General features: G+C 41.2%; 14 protein-coding genes and 1 other RNA gene. All 15 read left to right on the forward strand.

Annotation, left to right across the window (positions count from 1 at the left end; all coding sequences use genetic code 11):
- Nucleotides 1-49: 49 nt before the first annotated feature.
- The 15 genes from HZR21_RS06445 to HZR21_RS06515 all read left to right on the forward strand — a co-directional run bounded on the left by HZR21_RS06445 (nucleotide 50) and on the right by HZR21_RS06515 (nucleotide 20496).
- A complete protein-coding gene (locus HZR21_RS06445; protein WP_374940021.1) occupies nucleotides 50-973 on the forward strand; it encodes an aspartate carbamoyltransferase catalytic subunit in 924 nt (307 codons plus the stop codon).
- Nucleotides 974-1086: 113 nt separating this feature from the next.
- On the forward strand, nucleotides 1087-2175 hold the full coding sequence (locus HZR21_RS06450; RefSeq protein ID WP_219605583.1) for a carbamoyl phosphate synthase small subunit: 1089 nt from the start codon (nucleotides 1087-1089) through the stop codon (nucleotides 2173-2175).
- Nucleotides 2175-5363: a carbamoyl-phosphate synthase large subunit gene (carB, locus tag HZR21_RS06455; RefSeq protein ID WP_180746947.1), complete on the forward strand. Its 3189-nt coding sequence runs from the start codon at nucleotides 2175-2177 to the stop codon at nucleotides 5361-5363. The genes HZR21_RS06450 and carB overlap by 1 nt, the downstream gene beginning before the upstream one ends.
- Before the next feature lie 206 nt (nucleotides 5364-5569).
- Nucleotides 5570-7366: a heavy metal translocating P-type ATPase gene (locus tag HZR21_RS06460; protein ID WP_180746948.1), complete on the forward strand. Its 1797-nt coding sequence runs from the start codon at nucleotides 5570-5572 to the stop codon at nucleotides 7364-7366.
- A 253-nt stretch (nucleotides 7367-7619) separates the two neighbouring features.
- Nucleotides 7620-8405 carry a dihydroorotate dehydrogenase electron transfer subunit gene (locus HZR21_RS06465; RefSeq protein ID WP_180746949.1) on the forward strand — a complete coding sequence of 262 codons (786 nt, stop codon included), beginning with the start codon at nucleotides 7620-7622 and terminating at the stop codon, nucleotides 8403-8405.
- Nucleotides 8405-9346, forward strand: a complete 942-nt coding sequence (locus tag HZR21_RS06470) for a dihydroorotate dehydrogenase (protein ID WP_180746950.1) — start codon at nucleotides 8405-8407, stop codon at nucleotides 9344-9346. Before HZR21_RS06465 ends, HZR21_RS06470 begins: the two co-directional genes overlap by 1 nt.
- Nucleotide 9347: 1 nt before the next feature.
- Complete coding sequence (pyrF, locus tag HZR21_RS06475; RefSeq protein WP_180746994.1) at nucleotides 9348-10043, forward strand: orotidine-5'-phosphate decarboxylase; 696 nt, start codon at nucleotides 9348-9350, stop codon at nucleotides 10041-10043.
- Nucleotides 10044-10146: 103 nt separating this feature from the next.
- On the forward strand, nucleotides 10147-10551 hold the full coding sequence (gpsB, locus tag HZR21_RS06480; RefSeq protein ID WP_180746951.1) for a cell division regulator GpsB: 405 nt from the start codon (nucleotides 10147-10149) through the stop codon (nucleotides 10549-10551).
- A 54-nt stretch (nucleotides 10552-10605) separates the two neighbouring features.
- Nucleotides 10606-11002, forward strand: an RNA gene (rnpB, locus tag HZR21_RS06485) — RNase P RNA component class B.
- A 70-nt stretch (nucleotides 11003-11072) separates the two neighbouring features.
- Nucleotides 11073-12224 (forward strand): THUMP domain-containing class I SAM-dependent RNA methyltransferase, encoded by a 1152-nt coding sequence (locus HZR21_RS06490; RefSeq protein ID WP_003139151.1) that lies wholly within the window; start codon nucleotides 11073-11075, stop codon nucleotides 12222-12224.
- A gap of 1 nt (nucleotide 12225) precedes the next feature.
- Nucleotides 12226-14022: a cell division site-positioning protein MapZ family protein gene (locus tag HZR21_RS06495; protein ID WP_180746952.1), complete on the forward strand. Its 1797-nt coding sequence runs from the start codon at nucleotides 12226-12228 to the stop codon at nucleotides 14020-14022.
- Between the two features lie 220 nt (nucleotides 14023-14242).
- Nucleotides 14243-14965: a phosphoribosylaminoimidazolesuccinocarboxamide synthase gene (gene purC / locus HZR21_RS06500; RefSeq protein ID WP_180746953.1), complete on the forward strand. Its 723-nt coding sequence runs from the start codon at nucleotides 14243-14245 to the stop codon at nucleotides 14963-14965.
- Between the two features lie 4 nt (nucleotides 14966-14969).
- Entirely contained in the window at nucleotides 14970-18686 is a 3717-nt protein-coding gene (locus tag HZR21_RS06505) for a phosphoribosylformylglycinamidine synthase (RefSeq protein ID WP_180746954.1), read from the forward strand.
- Nucleotides 18687-18902: 216 nt separating this feature from the next.
- Entirely contained in the window at nucleotides 18903-19991 is a 1089-nt protein-coding gene (locus tag HZR21_RS06510; RefSeq protein WP_180746955.1) for a ubiquitin-like protein, read from the forward strand.
- A 16-nt stretch (nucleotides 19992-20007) separates the two neighbouring features.
- Nucleotides 20008-20496 carry an LPXTG cell wall anchor domain-containing protein gene (locus HZR21_RS06515; RefSeq protein ID WP_180746956.1) on the forward strand — a complete coding sequence of 163 codons (489 nt, stop codon included), beginning with the start codon at nucleotides 20008-20010 and terminating at the stop codon, nucleotides 20494-20496.
- Nucleotides 20497-20580 lie beyond the last annotated feature (84 nt).

Consider the following 20580-nt stretch of genomic DNA (forward strand, 5'->3'; position numbering starts at 1 on the left):
TACAGTTTAATCAGACAAATAGTTTTGTGAAAGGAATCTAAACTTGACAATATCACCCGACGGTATCGTATCGATTAAACATTTGACAAGTATGGCGTTACTTAGTAATGATGAGGTCTTGGGCTTAATCAAACGCGCACAAGATTTCAAATATCAGAGGATTAAACCCGTGTTTAAACGTCAATTTTTCGTAGCCAATCTTTTCTTTGAAAATTCGACACGAACTCACAAATCTTTTGAAGTGGCTGAAAAAAAATTAGGCCTAGACGTGATTGAATTTGATGCCTCAACTAGTTCAGTTAAAAAAGGCGAGACCTTGTATGATACTGTCTTGACCATGAGTGCAATTGGTGTTGATGTCTGTGTGATTCGACATACAGATGAACATTATTATCAAGAGTTGGTCGATAGTCGAACCATTCAGGCTGCCATTGTCAATGGTGGTGACGGTTCAGGACAACATCCGAGTCAATCCTTGCTTGATTTAATGACAATATACGAAGAGTTTGGCACATTTGAAAATCTGAAAATTATGATTGCTGGAGATATTACGCACAGTCGGGTTGCGAAGTCAAATATGCAAATGCTGAAACGTCTTGGTGCTGATATTTATTTTACAGGACTTGAGAGTTGGTATTCAGATGAGTTTGATGTTTACGGTAAATATGTCGCCTTGGACAACCTCATAGACAGTGTCGATGTGCTGATGCTACTTAGGGTGCAGCATGAGAGACATGAATCTGGCGAATCATTTTCAAAAGAGGCCTATCATGAGCAATATGGTTTGACACACGCAAGGTATGGCCAGATGAAGGCGTCTTCGATTATAATGCATCCCGCACCGGTCAATCGCGGTGTAGAAATCTCAAGTGACTTAGTTGAAGCACCAAAATCGCGAATTACGGCACAAATGACAAATGGTATGTTTATGCGAATGGCGATTTTGGAAGCCATACTTAACGGTAAGGCTTAATGTAATGTTGCATGACTCCGTTTTTACAAAGTGAAAGCGCAGAAAGACTTTGAGCGGCAGCGTAGATCAAGTTTCAAGATTTCATATAAGTGAAATCGCAGAAAGAGGAAATAATGAAACGACTTTTAATTTTAGAAGATGGCACGATTTTTGAAGGGACAGCCTTCGGTGCGGATATAGAGGTAACGGGAGAGGTTGTTTTTAGTACAGGGATGACAGGTTATCAAGAGTCCATTACTGACCAATCTTATAACGGTCAAATTTTGACTTTTACTTATCCTTTGGTTGGTAATTACGGGATTAACCGGGATGATTATGAATCGATTGTTCCTACTTGTAAAGGTGTTGTTGTGCGTGAGAATGCGCGAATAGCGAGCAATTGGCGGAATCAAATGTCCTTGGATGAATTTTTACAACGTAAAAACATTCCTGGGATTTCTGGTATTGATACGCGTGCTTTGACGCGAATTATTCGTCACCATGGGACGATGAAGGCAACGCTTGTGAATCCTGGTGATGAAATTAAGCACATTCAGGACCAGCTCCGTGCAACGGTTTTACCAACGAATCAAGTCGAACAAGTTTCGACGAGCACTGCTTACCCAAGTCCGGGTACTGGGCGTAATATTGTGGTTGTTGACTTTGGGTTGAAACATTCTATTTTGCGCGAGTTATCAAAACGTGAGTGTAATTTGACGATTGTGCCACATACGATTACCGCTGAAGAAATCTTTGATATGAATCCTGATGGCGTCATGCTGACAAATGGTCCTGGTGACCCGACGGATGTTCCAGAAGCTTTGGAGATGATTCGTGGCATTCAAGATAAATTTCCAATTTTCGGGATTTGTCTAGGACACCAACTCTTTGCCATGGCTAATGGTGCAACGACTAGCAAAATGAAATTTGGACATCGTGGCTTTAACCATGCTGTTCGTGAAATTGCGACAGGTCGTGTTGATTTTACCTCACAAAACCATGGCTATGCTGTAGATGCTGACTCAATTGACAAGACTGATTTGATGGTGACACATATCGAGATTAATGATAAGTCAGTCGAAGGCGTCCGCCATAAATACTTGCCAGCTTTTTCAGTTCAATTTCATCCTGATGCTGCACCAGGTCCACACGATGCAGATTATCTCTTTGATGAATTTATGGAAATGATTGATGCAACTAAGCTTGAGAAAGGTGACTTCTAATGCCAAAACGTAACGATATCAAAAAAATCATGGTCATCGGCTCTGGACCAATCATTATTGGTCAAGCAGCTGAGTTTGACTACGCTGGTACACAAGCCTGTTTAGCACTAAAAGAAGAAGGCTACAGTGTTGTCTTAGTCAATTCAAATCCGGCGACAATCATGACAGATAAAGAAATTGCGGATAAGGTTTATATAGAGCCGATCACAGTTGAGTTTGTCACACGGATTCTTCGTAAAGAACGCCCAGATGCTTTGCTACCAACTCTTGGTGGGCAAACTGGTCTGAACATGGCTATGGAATTATCTAAAACAGGTATTTTAGAAGAGTTAAATATTGAATTGCTAGGAACAAAACTCTCGGCTATTGACCAAGCAGAAGACCGTGATTTGTTTAAACAGCTTATGGAAGAGTTGGATCAACCGATTCCAGAATCTGAAATTGTTAATACGGTTGAGGAAGCCGTGACTTTCGCAAATACCATTGGTTACCCAATCATCGTTCGTCCTGCCTTTACCCTTGGTGGTACTGGTGGGGGTATGTGTGATAATGAAGATGAGTTACGCGAAACAGCTGAGAATGGCTTGAAACTCTCACCTGTGACACAGTGTTTGATTGAAAAATCAATCGCTGGTTTCAAAGAAATCGAGTACGAAGTGATGCGTGATGCAGCTGACAACGCGATTGTCGTTTGTAACATGGAAAACTTTGACCCAGTTGGAATTCATACTGGGGATTCAATCGTCTTCGCACCGAGTCAAACCTTGAGTGACATTGAATATCAAATGTTGCGCGATGCGTCTTTGAAAATCATTCGTGCGCTTAAAATCGAGGGTGGTTGTAATGTTCAGTTAGCACTTGATCCGGATAGTTTTAATTATTATGTGATTGAAGTGAATCCGCGTGTCTCACGTTCATCAGCACTTGCCTCTAAGGCAACAGGTTATCCAATTGCCAAATTAGCGGCAAAAATCGCAGTTGGCTTGACCTTGGATGAGATGATCAATCCGGTAACTGGTACGACATATGCGATGTTTGAACCGGCGCTTGATTATGTGGTCTCTAAAATTCCACGTTTTCCATTTGATAAATTTGAATCAGGCGAGCGTCGTCTCGGCACGCAGATGAAAGCGACTGGCGAGGTCATGGCGATTGGTCGTAATATTGAGGAATCTTTCCTTAAAGCGGTTCGCTCACTTGAAGTCGGTGCTTACCACAATGAAATGCCTGAATTGGCAGACGTGACAGATGATGCCTTGGTTGAAAAAATCGTGAAGGCTCAGGATGATCGATTGTTCTACTTGTCAGAGGCAATTCGTCGTGGCTATACGATTGAAGAACTGCACAGTCTCACAAAAATTGACCTCTTTTTCTTGGATAAATTGCTGCACATTGTTGAAATTGAGCAAGCTTTGGCTGTTAATGTTTTCAGTCCAGAAGTCTTGAAAGACGCGAAACGTCATGGCTTTTCAGACCGTAAAATTGCTGATTTATGGCGGACAGATGCGGATGAAATCCGTAAACGTCGTCTAGATAACAATATTGTCCCTGTTTTCAAAATGGTGGATACTTGTGCGGCTGAGTTTGAGTCAACAACGCCTTATTTCTATAGCTCATATGAGTTTGAAAATGAGTCAATCCGCTCTGAAAAAGAGTCTGTCCTAGTCCTTGGTTCAGGTCCGATTCGGATTGGTCAAGGGGTCGAATTCGATTATGCCACGGTGCATTCAGTCAAAGCGATTCAAGCAGCAGGCTATGAAGCGATTATCATGAATTCAAATCCAGAGACTGTGTCTACTGACTTTTCAGTATCTGACAAACTTTACTTTGAGCCACTGACATTCGAAGATGTGATGAATGTTATCGACCTTGAGCAGCCTAAAGGTGTTATTGTTCAGTTTGGTGGACAAACGGCTATCAATTTGGCTGAGCCTTTGTCTAAAGCGGGTGTGAAGATTTTAGGGACGCAGGTTGAGGCGCTTGACCGAGCAGAGGACCGTAAACTCTTTGAGGCTGCCTTGCAAGAGCTTGATATCCCACAACCAATCGGTGCAACGGCAACAAACGAAGAAGAGGCAGTTGCGAACGCTAATGAGATTGGCTATCCAGTTCTTGTTCGGCCGTCTTATGTTTTGGGTGGTCGTGCTATGGAAATTGTGGATAATGAGGCTGATTTGCGCAACTACATGCAAACGGCGGTTAAAGCGAGTCCAGATCATCCCGTTTTGGTCGATTCTTACTTGCTTGGTCGTGAGTGTGAAGTGGATGCGATTTGTGATGGTGAAAATGTCTTGATTCCAGGTATCATGGAACATATTGAGCGTGCGGGGGTTCACTCGGGCGATTCAATGGCCGTTTATCCGCCGCAAAATCTGTCAGCTGAACTGCAAGCAACGATTGCTGATTATACAAAACGCTTGGCACTTGGCCTTAACTGTATCGGCATGATGAACGTTCAGTTTGTTATTTTTGACAACACGGTCTATGTCATTGAAGTCAATCCGCGTGCCTCTCGTACAGTGCCATTCTTATCTAAAGTAACAGGAATTCCGATGGCACAAGTCGCAACGCAGCTTATTTTAGGAAAAACTTTGACAGAGTTGGGCTACGAAGATGGTCTCTATCCTGAAGACGATAAGGTTCACGTTAAAGCACCAGTCTTCAGTTTCACGAAATTACAAAAAGTAGATGCCTACCTTTCACCAGAAATGAAGTCAACAGGTGAAGTCATGGGTTCTGATACGACACTTGAAAAAGCCTTGTATAAAGCTTTTGAGGCGTCATATCTCCACTTGCCAACCTTTGGGAACATCCTCTTTACAGTTGCGGATGATGCCAAAGAAGAGGCGCTGGCGCTAGCGAAACGTTTCCACGACATTGGCTACGGCATATATGCGACTTCTGGCACTGCTAAGTTCTTTGCGGCACATGGTGTCTATGCTGAAGTGATTGCTAAAATTGGTGAGAGTACAGATAGTCAAGCCAATATCGTAGATAGTATTCGTGCAGGACGTATTCAGGCGGTTGTTAATACCATGGGTAAAGACAGAAACGATCATAATACAGACGGTATGACGATTCGACGCGAATCAATTGAGCATGGTGTACCATTGTTTACATCACTTGATACGATTGCTGCCATGTTGAAAGTTTTAGAAAGTCGCTCATTTGTGACACAAGCGATTTAAGTTGAATTATAATAAAAAAATTAAAAATGCATGAGTTATAAGTCATGTGTTTTTTAATGTAAAAGTGTTTTGACTTATTTTCAAAAATTGTCAAAACGTTTTGACTTTTTATGTTGAATTTCAAAAAATAGGCGTAAGAATGCCATTTCTAGGGATTTTATGCTATACTAGTCTAAGAGATTTTTAGAAATGAGATATTATAAATTATGAAAAACTGGCAAAAACTATCCCTCACATTTATCATCGCAATTATTGCATTAATATTAGATTTTGGCTTTAAGCAACCAACGATGACACGTTTACTCGTGACAGTGGTTGGTGTTATCTTGGCGATTTCGATGTTCATTGAGATGATAAAAACATTGCGTAGTGGCCGATATGGTGTTGACCTGTTAGCAATTATCGCGATTATTTCAACCCTAATCATCGGTCAGTACTGGGCAAGTTTGATTATTATTGTGATGCTTGTCGGAGGCGAAAGCTTAGAAGACTATGCAGCGAATCGAGCAAGCCGAGAATTGCACAAATTACTCGAAAATTCACCAACCTTCGCACATAAAAAAGTTGGTGATAATTATGTTGATACACCAATTGATGAGATTGAAATTGACGATGTCTTGCTTGTTAAAGCAAGTGAAGTGGTTCCAATTGACGGTGTCGTTTTAGAAGGCAGTAGCTGGTTTGATGAATCTTCTTTAACTGGTGAGTCTGAGCCGGTTACAAAAGAGTTAGGCGATGATGTCTTATCTGGTAGTATTAATGGTGAGACAGCTGTCATGATTCGAGCAAGCAAAAAAGCATCAGACAGTCAGTACCAAAAGATTGTTCAGTTGGTAAAAGAAAGTGAAGCAACACCTGCACAGTTTGTCAGATTGGCAGACCGTTATGCTGTTCCTTTCACCATTGTGTCTCTACTTATTGCTGGCGCTGCTTGGTTCATTTCTGGTGATATGACACGTTTTGCTGAAGTCTTGGTTGTGGCAAGTCCTTGTCCGCTCATTTTGGCAGCACCAATTGCCTTTGTTGGTGGGATGAGTCGTAGCTCACGTAACGGCCTTTTGGTTAAAAATGGGACAACAATTGAGAAACTGTCACTCGCTAAAACAGTTGCCTTTGACAAAACTGGCACGTTAACAACAGGGATTTTACAAGTTAAATCGATCATGCCTGAAACAAGCAATCATTCAGAAGATGATTTACTTCAAATCGCAGCCTCTCTAGAAATTGGTAGTAACCATATTTTAGCGAAATCATTAGTGAAATATGCAGCAGAAAAAGGCTTGGCACTTATAGAAGTCACAGATTTACGTGAGTCTACTGGGCTTGGTTTAAGTGGTATCATTCAAAATAAAAACTACCGAATTGGTCGCGCTAACTTTGCTAATGCGGAAAATGAAAAAGTGAGTGGTACTGCTGTTTTCCTTAGTGAAGATGATATGTTTATTGGTAAGATTTTATTTGAAGATAAGATTCGCCCAGAATCTCAGCACGTCATTGAAAGACTGAAAGCACAAGAAGTGCAACACATATTGATGCTGACAGGTGATAATCAAAAAACAGCAGAGCTCGTAGCAGGTGAGTTAGGCATTACAGAAGTACATGCAGGCTTAATGCCTAGCGAAAAAATTGGTATTTTAAAAGAATTACCAGAAATGCACCGTCCTATGGTTATGGTCGGAGATGGTGTCAATGATGCGCCAGCCCTTGCCTTATCAGATGTCGGGATTGCTCTTGGCGCTAGTGGTTCAACGGTTGCCAGTGAAAGTGCTGATGTCGTTGTGCTAAGAAATGACTTAAATCTCGTACCTGAAAGTATCAAAATTTCACGCGAAACGATGAAAGTCGCCAAAGAAGCCGTCTTGATTGGTATCTTTATCTGTATCGCACTCATGCTAATCGCGTCAACAGGTATATTACCAGCCATTATCGGTGCCCTATTACAAGAAGTCATTGATACCGTCTCTATCCTCTACGCCTTGAAAGCCTTGAAAGATAGAAAATAAACGCTTGAACCCTATTGGTTTTTAGCCATAAATTTGTTATAATAGACGAAAGTCCTTTAAGTCATGCCGAGAGCATGACAAGGTTGCAGCGTCAGTTGAAAGCAAACCGCGGGATTTTTCCTGCGGTTTTTTATGTTGATGTGCGCTATCTTTGGCAGTCTCTACACACCTCATATCTATACCACGTTTTGCTTGTGGGCAAGCGTAGTTTAAGTTTCAAGATTTCACGAAGTGAAATCGCAGAAAGGTTGCGATGATTTTACAAGAAGAAATGACAATTTTGTCAAATGTTAAAATTGCCCCACGCGTTTTTCGCATGGTGCTACAAGGTGAGATGGTCCTAGATATGAATGTACCTGACCAGTTTCTACACATTCGCGTGCCGAGTCCTGATAAGGTCTTGCGTCGCCCAATTTCAATTTCTGAGTATGACCGCAAAACCAAAACTTGCGTCATTATTTATCGTGTCGAAGGTCCTGGACTTGCGGACGTTTCTCAAATGATACCTGGTCAGAAACTTGATGTCATGGGACCACTTGGCAATGGTTTCAATCTCAATATGCCTTTTCCAAAACAAAAAGCCCTCATCATTGGTGGCGGTATTGGTACCCCACCATTAGTGCAACTCGCGCGTGACTTGGTGGCAATGGGAATAGCAGTGACAGTCTTGTTAGGTTTCGCCCAGAAACCAGCAGTCATTTTAGAATCAGAATTTTCTGCTGTGGCATCTGAACTCAAAATTGTGACAGATGATGGCTCATATGGTCGGGATGGTAATGTTGGCGTTTTAATGGATGAAATTGATGTGCTGGATTTTGATGCTGTCTATGCTTGTGGTGCTACAGGTATGCTTAGAGCAGTTGCGAGTCGCACAGAAAATCATCCGAATGCCTTTATTTCAATGGAGGCTAGGATGGCTTGTGGCATGGGTGCTTGTTATGCCTGCGTCGTCCATGTTGCAGGAGATGAAACAGGTCAGCAAGCCTTGAAAGTCTGTGATCAAGGTCCTATCTTTAGAACAAGTGAGGTAGTTATCTGATGACAAATACTAGATTAGCGATTAAACTACCAGGACTTGATTTGAAAAATCCGATTATCCCAGCCTCAGGTTGTTTCGGATTTGGTCAAGAATATGCTAAATATTACGATATCAATCGTTTAGGTTCTATTATGATTAAGGCGACAACAGCGGAGGCGCGTTTTGGTAACCCGACGCCACGTGTTGCTGAAACCCCGTCGGGTATGCTCAATGCTATTGGCCTACAAAATCCAGGTGTGGATGCTGTTATTGCAAATAAACTCTCATGGTTGGCAGAGTCGTGTCCAGACTTGCCAATTATTGCCAACGTTGCTGGGTTTTCTAATGCAGAATATGCCTTAGTCACGCAAAAGATTTCTAAAGTTAAAAATGTTTCAGCTATTGAGCTCAATATTTCTTGCCCTAATGTGGACCATGGTAACAATGGCCTACTCATTGGTCAAGTGCCTGAACTTGCTTATGATGCTGTCAAGGCTGCTGTTTCAGTGTCTAGTGTGCCTGTCTATGTTAAATTAACACCGAGTGTCGCAGATATTACAACCATTGCCAAAGCGGTCGAAGATGCCGAGGCAACTGGGTTTACGATGATTAATACCTTGGTTGGTACACGATTTAATCTTCAGACGAGACAACCGATTATTGCCAATGGCACTGGTGGTATGTCTGGGCCTGCTATTTTTCCAGTGGCGCTTAAACTGATTCGTCAAGTTGCGCAGATGTCAAGTTTACCGATTATTGGGATGGGTGGCGTTGATTCTGCTGAGGATGCTTTAGAAATGATGATTGCTGGTGCGTCAGCTATTGGTATCGGGACGGCTAACTTTACAGACCCTTTTATCTGTCCTAAAATCATTGAGGATTTGCCAGAGGTGATGGATAAGTATGGTATCACAGATTTAGAAACTTTTATTAGAGAATGTCAGGAGGCGATTCGTGGGTAAATTGATAGAAAACAGACCAGTTATTGCATTAGATTTTTCAGGTATGACTGAGGTCAAAACATTTTTAGAGCAGTTTGACAAAGATGAGCGATTGTATGTCAAGGTTGGTATGGAATTGTTTTATGCCGCAGGGCCTGATGTTGTCAAATATATCAAGTCTTTAGGACATGATGTTTTTTTGGATTTGAAATTGCATGATATTCCAAACACGGTTAAGTCAGCGATGAAAGTCATTCGTCATCTTGGTGTTGATTTGACTAATGTGCATGCCGCAGGTGGCGTGGAGATGATGTCAGAAGCCCTGGACGGCTTAGCAGGATCGACAAAACTCATCGCTGTTACCCAGCTGACTTCAACGAGTGAACAGCAGATGCGAGACTTTCAAAATATTCAAACTAGCTTGACAGAGTCAGTTGTGCATTATGCGCAGAAAACGCAGGAAGCGGGTCTTGCGGGTGTCGTCTGTTCAGCACAGGAAGTTGAGCTTATCAAATCAGCGACGTCATCGGACTTTATTTGCTTGACACCAGGTATTCGTCCCGCGGGTGCTGCGGTGGGTGATCAAAAGCGCGTGATGACACCAAGTCGTGCACGACAAATTGGTAGTGATTTTATCGTGGTTGGTCGTCCGATTACGCAAGCGGAAAATCCTGTAACAGCCTATCATTTAATCAAAAATGAATGGGAAGGTAAGTAGAGCTGAGATAAGTTTTAAGACTGCTTGAAGTATCCCTTGTAAATGATGATTTTTTTTGGTAAGATTGAAAGTATAACAAAAAGAAATAGTGAGACTCTGAATAATGGCAACTTATAATTTTACTCCTAAAGATATTTATGATGCAGATTTTGATGTTAAAATGCGTGGTTATGATAAAGACCAAGTCAATGATTTGTTAGATGATGTCATTGTCGATTACGAAAAATTTCAAGAAGAAATTCTAGCTTTGCAAGAAGAAAATGAATTTTTGAAGAAGAAAATTCGTAATATTGAGTCAAAACCACATGTTGCAGTTTCTGAGAACACACAACGCTTTAACCCAATCACTTCATCAATAGATGCAGCTGAATCAGCGGGTAGCCCACATGTGACGATGAAATCAGCCAATAACTTTGATATTCTCAAACGTTTAAACCGTTTGGAACGTGCTGTTTTCGGCCCTCAAGCCCAAACAACACCGACATCAAATGGTATTTCTGGAGAATAAACAGCGTCAAATGACGTTGCTTATTTGAATACTTTAAAGACTTTTTAACAACCAGTTTTTGGATAATTGCGCGATTTCTTGGGTCAAACCTTGTGAATCGTGAGGAAAGTCCATGCTCGCGCGGGCTGCGATGCCCGCAGTGTTTGTGCTAGGCGAAACAATAAGCCTAGGTAGGTGTGTCAGACCTAACGGCTGAATTTTAGCTAAGTCTTCTCACGAAGATATGCGACAAATTCTGTAAAAGTGCCATAGAGACGAGTTGTTTTGGAAACAGAGCAAGTGGAACGTGGTAAACCCCTCAAGCGAGCAACCCAAACTTATGGTAGGGGCACTTGTCACGCGGAAATTGAACGTACGACGAGGCTTATTTTAGGTGTACCTAAAATAAGCAGACAGATGATTATCGAAGGTTGACTGAAATGTCAACTGGAACAAAACATGGCTTATAGAAAACTGGATGACAGGGGCTGGAGCGCAAAGCTCCAGCCTTTTTGAGATATATTACTCATGGAAAAGACAAAATGAAAAATAATTTTAATTTAGTAGCAACTGCAGCAGCAGGACTTGAAAGTTTAACTGCTCGAGAATTACGTGATTTAGGTATCGAAACCAAAATGGATGATCGCTCACGTGTTTTATTTTCTGGGACCAAAGAGACGATTGCCACAGCGAATCTCTGGTTAAGAACAGCTGACCGTGTCAAAATCATTATCGGTGAATTTCCAGCGAAAACTTTCGATGAGCTATTCGAAGGAGTTTATGCTTTAGATTGGGCGGAGATTCTACCATTTGGCGCTCAGTTTCCAATTGCTAAAGCGAAAGCAATCAAGTCTGACTTGCATAATGAACCAAGTATACAGGCTATCACGAAAAAAGCCATTGCAAAAAAAATGCAGGTTCATTACCACCGCCCTGAAAATGTTCCAATACCTGAGACGGGCGCACTGTTTTCAATTGAAGTTGCCCTTCATAAAAATGTTGCAACAATCATGTTGGATACAACAGGCGAGTCACTCTTTAAACGTGGCTATCGTGTGGATAAAGGTGGGGCGCCAATCAAGGAAAATATGGCAGCTGCGATTATCATGTTGACAAACTGGCGCGCTAATATGTCACGTCCCTTTGTTGACCCAACTTGTGGTTCAGGGACATTCTGTATTGAGGCGGCATTAATCGGTATGAATATCGCACCTGGATTTAACCGCGACTTTGCCTTTGAAGCATGGCCTTGGTTTGAAGATGAGATATTCAAAAAAGTTCGAGATGATGCGGAAAGCAAAGCGAACTATGATGCGGAACTTGATATTTCTGGGTTTGATATTGATGGTCGAATGATTCAAATTGCGCAAGAAAATGCACTTGAGATTGGGCTTGATGACATTATTCATTTTAAACAAATGCGTTTGCAAGACTTTCACTCGGATAAATTAGATGGCGTCTTGATTTCTAACCCACCTTATGGAGAGCGTTTAGGCGATGAAACAGCAGCCTATCAGCTCTATGAAGAAATGGGTGAAACCTTCAAACCTCTTGAGACTTGGAGTAAATATATCATTACAAGTGATTTGGAATTTGAAAAACATTACGGCGCTAAGGCAACCAAGAAACGCAAGTTATACAATGGTCGACTTCGCACAGATTTGTACCAATATTTTGGTAAGAGAATAAAATAATATGGCTAAAAAAAAGAAAAAGACAGCTTACAAGGAAAAAACTTTGGCAATGAAAGATGCCGAAAATCTGACGGTTGAACAAGTTTCTGCTAAATCAGATGAGATTGAGACTGAAAATTTGACTAAGGAAAGCTCGCTCGACAAGTATATTCGTCAGCATAGAGCAGATATTGAATCTGCAAAAAAAGAGCGCCAACTCAAAGCAGCAATGGCATCTGAAAGTTTGGATAAATTGGTTCAAACAGTTAGAGAAGCGGCAACTGCTGAATCAGAAGATAAAATTGTTTCTGAGAAAGAAGATGTGCCTGAAAATGAGGCAGTTGAAAAAGAAGTAACACCTGATGATTTGATAGAAGATGTTGCGTCGGCAGAGAGTTCTAATTCTGAATCGCTAGCTACATCAGAGCCTGAAACGTCAGAAGTGACTGAGCCTATCGAGGAAATTGAACCTGATTTTCCAGAGATTCAAGGTTCTTTTGACACGGTCGTTTTAGCTGCTGATGACGAAGAAGATGCTGCTGTTACAGAAGTAGCAGATGAGCCAGCTATATCTGAAAAATCTGATGAAATAGCTAGCCTGTCTGAAGAGGATTTATCGTCAGTAGATTTGACGGCAGATGATTCTCAATATGAGACAATATCAGTACCTTTAGAGATGCCAGAGTCACCTGTTGAACCTACGGTCGTTCCTTCTCTGGAAACGTCTGTTGAGACGCTTATAGCATCTTCTGAAACCGTAACTTCTGAAGAAATACCGAAAGTTCAGGAAAATTCGATTGAACCTTCTGAAAAAGAATCAAAATCGTATAAGAAACCTCTAGTTATTGGCGCTTGTGCGCTCATATTGTTAGCAGTAGGAGGGACAGTCTGGTATCAAGTTGACCAGTCCAACCAAAAGCAAGCTGCCCAAACTTTAAAATCAGAGGCTAAAAAATCTGAGGAAGCTAAAAAAACAGCGGTCTTTAACAAAGTTTATGCGACATTTTTCTTGGACGATAAAGCAACAAAATTAAAAAATGATCAGTTCGACAACATTGGTAAGCTGACAAGTGAATTAGATAAGTTGAAAGACCAGTCTGACTACAAGACTTTGAAAGCTAAGGTAGACGAACTTAAGTCGGAAATCACGGCCATCAAAGCGATGAATGGAAATTTCGATAAAGCGATTATCATAGATGGCGCCTTGGATAAAACGGCGCAAGTTCGAGAGGGTGTCAAGCTAAGTTATACGGCAACTGAAAATACGGCCTTAAATACGTTATTAAAAGACGCTATTGCTCACGGTCAGGCGCAACAAAAAGCTAAGGAGTCGACAGCCACGGCATCATCAGCCGCAGTTAGTGCATCAACTTCAGCTGCAGCGCAACCCACAGCCCCGACAACGTCTGAAAATACAACGACAGCACCTCAGCAAGGTGGCTCAGCTACTGCAACAGCAGGCTCAGCAACTGGTCCAGTATCATCAGGCTATGGCTTATCAACTGCTCAGTATCAAGCACAATATCCAAACGTGACCATCGTGACTTCTAATTCACGTGTTCCAGTAGACCCTAATGCAGACCTCAGTAATCCTGCCTATGCTTGGGCACCTGGTATCAGAGAATTAGTGCTGCAAAAATGTCGTGAACGCGGTTATATCACCGGTGACGCCTACATTCTATTGCCTGCAAGTATCCAAAAAGGTAACGGCTATTACAACCTCTATAAACCCGACGGCACTTACTTAGTTTCGATTAACTGTAAAACTGGTTACTTCGTTGGTAATGCCGCAGGTCATGCGGATGATTTGGATTACTAAATTGTTCTCACAAGAACGTAAGCACCTTATATCGCTATTTATGAGACATTCACTGATTTTTAGTCAGAAATAAGACTGAAAACAGGATGAAAACCGAACATTTGCTATATAAACTGCCTAATTTAGGCAGTTTTTTTGATGATTTACTAAAAATTTACGATATCATGGATTTATAATAAATTTCAACACTAGATGTTGAAGATATGAATGAGGAGAAAAAATGACTGACAAACGGACACTGCTCTATGAAGGTAAAGCTAAGAATCTCTATCAAACTGATGATACAGCAGTTGTACTCGCAGCCTATAAAGATCAGGCGACAGCACTCAATGGCAAGAAAAAAGACCAGATTGCTGGTAAAGGCGAGCTCAATAACCAGATTACAAGCCTAATTTTTCGTGAACTCAATCGTCGTGGTGTCCACACACATTTCATCGAACAAGTCTCTTCAACTGAACAATTAAATACGAAAGTTGACATCATTCCTTTGGAAGTAGTCGTTCGTAATTATACAGCAGGGTCATTTTCTAAACGTTTTGGTATCGAGGAAGGGATTAAAATCCCAACACCAATCGTTGAATTTTATTACAAGAATGATGATTTAGATGACCCGTTTATCAATGATGCTCATGTTAAATTCCTAGACATCGCAACAGATGAAGAGATTGCTTTTCTGAAACAAGCAGCGCTTGAGACGGATGCCATTTTGACAGAAATTTTTGCTAAAATCGGTCTCAAATTAATCGATTTCAAACTCGAATATGGTCGCTTGCCTGATGGTACAATCATTCTGGCTGATGAAATCTCACCTGATACGTCTCGTCTTTGGGATGCCGATAATAACCATGTTGATAAAGATGTCTACCGTCGCGATTTGGGAGATTTAATCCCAGTTTATCAAAAAGTCCTCGCCGGCTTACAAGCAGAATTTGAAGGAAAATAATCTCGTGAAAAAACGTATTTTTGTCGCTAAAAAACCTGAATTTAAAGTTAAAAACCATGCGTTATTGACAGAGTTGCAGCATAATTTACAACTCGAAACTTTGACATCTGTTAATATCGTCCAAGTCTATGATGTCCTTCATGTGCCGGATGCTATTTTGACTGCTGCGGAACAATCTATCTTCTCTGAAAAAGTGACGGATAACCTTTTGAGCGATGTAACTGTCAAAGCAGCGCTTGCTGAATCGAAATTCTTCGCCATAGAGGCACTGCCAGGTCAATTCGACCAACGCGCAACCTCAGCAGAAGAAGCTTTATTCCTGTTAGGTGCTAGCCATGATGCAACGGTTAGAACGGCCCAACTCTATTTACTGAATTCAGATTTATCTGATGCTGAATTCGAAAAAATTAAAAATTATCAGCTTAACGCTGTGGATTCACGTTTTAAAGATATCGAAACTGAGATTTCAGAAGAAACAATCTCAGGTGCGAGTGATAAGATTCCAGTTCTAGAAGATTTCATTACAAAGACAGAAACTGAGATTGCTGACCTGCATAAAGCCTATTCACTCGCAATGGAAGTGGCTGATTTGTTGTGGATTCAGGATTATTTCAAGACAGTAGACCGAAACCCTACCGAAACGGAATTGAAAGTCTTAGATACTTATTGGAGTGACCACACACGTCATACAACTTTTGAGACTGAACTTAAAACGATTGATTTCTCAAAATCAAAATTTAAGGCCCAACTTCAAACAACGTTTGAAAAATACCTAGCCATGCGTGAAGATATCAAACGTAGCGAAAAGCCTACGACATTGATGGAATTGGCGACGATTTTCGGGCGTTACGAGCGTGCCAATGGACGTTTGGATGACATGGAAGTCTCTGATGAGATCAACGCTTGTTCGGTTGAGATTGAAGTGGATGTTAATGGTGTTAAAGAACCATGGCTCCTCATGTTCAAGAATGAAACCCATAATCACCCAACAGAGATCGAGCCTTTCGGTGGCGCATCGACTTGTATTGGTGGTGCCATTCGTGACCCGCTTTCTGGTCGTGCTTATGTCTATCAAGCGATGAGAATTACGGGTGCGGGAGATATCACGGCGCCGATTTCTGAAACGCGAGCAGGTAAATTACCACAGCAAGTGATTTCTAAAGGTGCTGCTCATGGTTACAGTTCATACGGCAATCAGATTGGGCTTGCGACGACTTATGTTAAGGAATATTTCCACCCTGGTTTTATCGCTAAGCGCTTGGAAACAGGTGCTGTCGTTGGTGCTGCACCAAAAGAAAACGTCCTGCGCTTGAAACCTCAAGCCGGAGATGCCATTATTTTGTTTGGTGGTAAAACAGGTCGTGATGGAGTCGGTGGGGCAACAGGTTCATCGAAAGTACAGACCAAGGAAACTGTCGAAACAGCAGGCGCTGAGGTTCAAAAAGGCAATGCGATTGAAGAGCGTAAAATTCAACGTTTGTTTAGAAATCCAGAAGTGACACAGCTCGTTAAAAAATCCAATGACTTTGGTGCCGGCGGTGTCTGTGTTGCCATTGGTGAATTAGCGGATGGTTTGCGCATTGATTTAGATAAAATTCCTTTGAAATATCAAGGCTTATCAGGGACAGAAATTGCAATTTCTGAATCACAAGAACGGATGTCCGTTGTGGTTGAAGCAGAAGATGTTGACAAATTTATCGCTGAATGTGCTAAAGAAAATATTTTAGCGGTTCAAGTCGCAGAGGTCACTGAAAAAGCCAACTTGACTATGGTTTGGAAGGGTCAAACGATCGTTGATATTGAGCGGTCATTCCTTGATACAAACGGTGTCCGTGTGGTTGTTGATGCGACAGTCGTCGATTCAGACTTGCCTGTACCATTTGACAAAACGTCAACTCTGGATTCTTTGGATGCTGATTTGAATGGTCTTTTATCAGAGTTGAACTTTGCCTCACAAAAAGGCCTACAAACGATTTTTGATAGCTCAATCGGTCGCTCAACAGTCAATCAACCTATCGGTGGGCGTTATCAGATCACACCAACTGAAAGTTCTGTTCAAAAATTACCAGTCTTACACGGTGTGACCAATACCGTTTCCCTGCTTGCGCATGGCTACAACCCAGAAATTGCTGCCTGGTCACCTTATCATGGTGCAGCATATGCTGTGATTGAAGCAACCGCACGTCTTGTTGCAACGGGATCAAACTGGTCTAAAGCTCGTTTTTCATACCAAGAATATTTCGAGCGTATGGATAAGCAAGCGGAACGCTTTGGCAAACCACTTGCGGCTCTCCTTGGCTCCATAGAAGCCCAAGAACAACTCGGTCTCCCATCAATCGGTGGGAAAGATTCGATGAGCGGTACCTTTGAAGATATCACAGTGCCACCGACACTCATCGCCTTTGGTGTGACAACTTCTGAAACAGACCGTATCTTGTCGCCAGAGTTTAAATCCCCTAATGAAAATATCTACTATATCCCTGGCGTAACGGTTACAGATAAAATCGATTGGGACATTATCAAATCGAACTTTGACTTGCTAACTGACTTACAGGCTAAACACAAAATCACAGCAGCCATTTCCACCAAAGCAGGTGGCTTTGGTGAAGCAATTGCGCTCATGACATTCGGTAATCATATCGGTGCAGACCTTCCCTTATCTGATATTTCTGATATCATCAAAGCGCAGTTTGCTGGCTTTATCTTTACCTCACCTGAAGAAATCGCAGGTGTTACAAAAATCGGTCGCACAACGACAGACTTTAACCTCGTGGTGAATGGTGTCAGCCTTTCAGGCGAGACGTTACTTTCAAGCTATGAAAGCCCACTAGAATCAGTTTATCCAACCTTGTTTGAACAAGATGATAGTTTAGTAGAGGTTAAGACAAAAGTCTCTCACGAAACAATCATGTCGTCAGCTAAAATTGAGACACCGCTTGTTTATATCCCAGTTTTCCCAGGTACCAACTGTGAATATGATACAGCTAAAGCCTTTGAAGCAGCAGGCGCTAAGGCTGAAATTGTGCCATTCCGTACTTTGGACATCGCGGATTCGATCAAAGAAATGGTTGCCAATATCGCGCAAGCCAACATCCTCATGTTTGCGGGTGGTTTCTCAGCCGCAGATGAGCCTGATGGTTCTGCAAAATTCATTGTTAACATTCTTTTGAATGATCAAGTTAAATCAGCTATTGATGCTTTCATTGCGCGTGGCGGTTTGATTCTTGGTATCTGTAATGGATTCCAGGCTTTAGTTAAATCGGGCTTGCTGCCTTATGGTCAATTTGATAGCTTGACTAATCAGTCCCCAACCTTGTTCTATAACGATGCCAATCAGCACGTTGCTAAAATGGTTGAGACAAGAATTACCAACACCAATTCACCTTGGTTGACAGGTGTGAAAGTTGGTGATATTCATACTATTCCAGTCTCTCACGGTGAAGGTAAGTTTGTCGTTTCTGAAACTGAACTCGCTGAGTTAATTGACAACGGCCAAATTATTACGCAATATGTTGATTTCCAAGGCAAGCCAAGTATGGATTCTTTCTATAATCCTAATGGCTCAGTCGCAGCGATTGAAGGCATCATCAGTAAAAACGGCCAAATTCTCGGCAAAATGGGTCATTCTGAACGTTATGAATCAGGCCTCTTCAAAAATATCCCGGGTCATAAAGACCAACAACTCTTTGAGAGTGCCGTGGCTTATTTTAGAGGTGAATAATTTAAAATCATAAAAAACATGTTGAGGTTACTTCTCTGCATGTTTTTTTGACCATTTGTATGAAGAAATTATGTAATATTTTATATATTTAAATAATTATGTTAAAATAGTGGCAGATGTAAAAAGATATAAATTATTAATTCTGATTTGATAGTTTAATTGATTGAAAACTCTAAATGATAGCCGTACTAAAATACAAAATAATAGGAGCAGACTATGATAAATCAAAATAGTTTAGGCAATAATTTGACAAAAAAAATCAGTAGTGTATTAGTCACTCTAATATTACTTTTTGGAAATCTGCCTGGGTTTTCAAATTTGACACCAAAAGTTGAGGCGATGCAAATTTTTATCAAACTTCAAATTGGTCCAAATTTAATTTTCGATGCTGAACCAACCGATAGTATTGAAGATGTTAAAGCTAAAATTCAGGTTGAGACAGGCATTTCGCCTGATCATCAAAAACTATATTTTAATAACAAAGAATTAGAAGATGGCAATACACTGCAAGATTATAGTATCCAAAAAGATAGTATTATTCAATTGTTTGGCCAAAAAATGACTGTTGTGGATTCGCAAAGTGACGCACTGATTTACGGAGTAGCAAAAAAAGTCACATATAATATGACAACAGAAGGTATCAATGTAGGGTCTCATGATGTGACGCTTGATAATGCACCCAAGGATGTTACAGCGTCAGCTTTAATAGCAGCAGGTGGTACTGGGGAATTAACTATTACAAGTACAGAGAAGACGCTACCTGGCACCTACGCCAATATCACTGCCACGATTGACGGAGTGACTTCGACGCCATTTACATTGACTATTAGCCAAGCAACTTTATCAGCTATACTCACGCCAACCAACAAAATTTACGATGGGCATACGACAGCTACAATTGCTGACATTAAGTATAGCGGTATCATGGGTAATGATAGCGTTGAAATAACTGGTGGCACATTAGCTTTTAGTGATGGTAATGCAGCTGATGGAAAAACAGTTTATATTGACCAGCCTTACAGCTTGTCTGGTGATGCTGCTTTATATTATAAACTTGGGACTCTTACGGTAAAGCCAGCAAATATCAGTAAAGCTAATCAAGCAAGTCTTGTATTAACTGGACTCGAAAAAAACTATACACTAGGTGATGCACCAATTACGCTTGGTGTGACGGGTACTATGATTAATAGCGCCGTTACTTATACCTCTAGCAATCCCAAGGTTGCCACTATTAATGGAAATATCTTAACAATCGTTGGTGTAGGAAGTTTTACAGTCACTGCTGAAAAGGTGGGGGGATACTAATTATCATGCTGCTACAGTGACAAGTAGCACAATAACGGTTAAACCTCAAAGTTATGCTGTACTGTCGCATTTTGGGACTTGGACAGGTATAGGCACAAGAACAGCACGCGTGGATGCTGAGCATACCAAATTCGTGAAACTTATGTATGGTGATACAGAAATTGATGCATCTAACTATACCATTACCAAGGGAAGTACCGTTATAACGCTAAATGAATCACATTTAAAAAACTATGCCAAAGGGACGCACTGGTTTGTAGCAGAGTTTACTGATGGTAGCAGTGAGCCTATTCGCCTAGATGTCGCATCAGATAGTAAGACAAGTTCTGAGAACCTGCCAAAAACTAACCAAACTCAAACTAAAGCATCTGAAAACAAAAAGACATTACCGAATACAGGTGATACCGACAAGCCGAGTAGTCTCATAATCTCGTTTTCAGGAATCCTACTAATTTCAGTATTCTTCTATATTTTAAAGCAACGCAAAAATAATGAAGTAAATTAGATAGTAAAAAGTTTGACCAGAAGTGGATAAGCACCAAAAAACCATGCAGGTTTTTAATATACACCCTGCATGGTTTTTTTATAC

Source organism: Pseudolactococcus laudensis (assembly GCF_013449735.1).
GTDB lineage: Bacteria > Bacillota > Bacilli > Lactobacillales > Streptococcaceae > Pseudolactococcus > Pseudolactococcus laudensis.

What these genes read in the sequence shown, in the direction of transcription:
- purC (WP_180746953.1), top strand. Translation starts at nt 14,243, where the DNA reads ATGACTGACAAACGGACACTGCTCTATGAAGGTAAAGCTAAGAATCTC.
- HZR21_RS06510 (WP_180746955.1), top strand. Translation starts at nt 18,903, where the DNA reads ATGATAAATCAAAATAGTTTAGGCAATAATTTGACAAAAAAAATCAGT.
- gpsB (WP_180746951.1), top strand. Translation starts at nt 10,147, where the DNA reads ATGGCAACTTATAATTTTACTCCTAAAGATATTTATGATGCAGATTTT.
- HZR21_RS06490 (WP_003139151.1), top strand. Translation starts at nt 11,073, where the DNA reads ATGAAAAATAATTTTAATTTAGTAGCAACTGCAGCAGCAGGACTTGAA.
- HZR21_RS06465 (WP_180746949.1), top strand. Translation starts at nt 7,620, where the DNA reads ATGATTTTACAAGAAGAAATGACAATTTTGTCAAATGTTAAAATTGCC.
- carB (WP_180746947.1), top strand. Translation starts at nt 2,175, where the DNA reads ATGCCAAAACGTAACGATATCAAAAAAATCATGGTCATCGGCTCTGGA.
- HZR21_RS06470 (WP_180746950.1), top strand. Translation starts at nt 8,405, where the DNA reads ATGACAAATACTAGATTAGCGATTAAACTACCAGGACTTGATTTGAAA.
- HZR21_RS06450 (WP_219605583.1), top strand. Translation starts at nt 1,087, where the DNA reads ATGAAACGACTTTTAATTTTAGAAGATGGCACGATTTTTGAAGGGACA.
- HZR21_RS06460 (WP_180746948.1), top strand. Translation starts at nt 5,570, where the DNA reads ATGAAAAACTGGCAAAAACTATCCCTCACATTTATCATCGCAATTATT.
- HZR21_RS06495 (WP_180746952.1), top strand. Translation starts at nt 12,226, where the DNA reads ATGGCTAAAAAAAAGAAAAAGACAGCTTACAAGGAAAAAACTTTGGCA.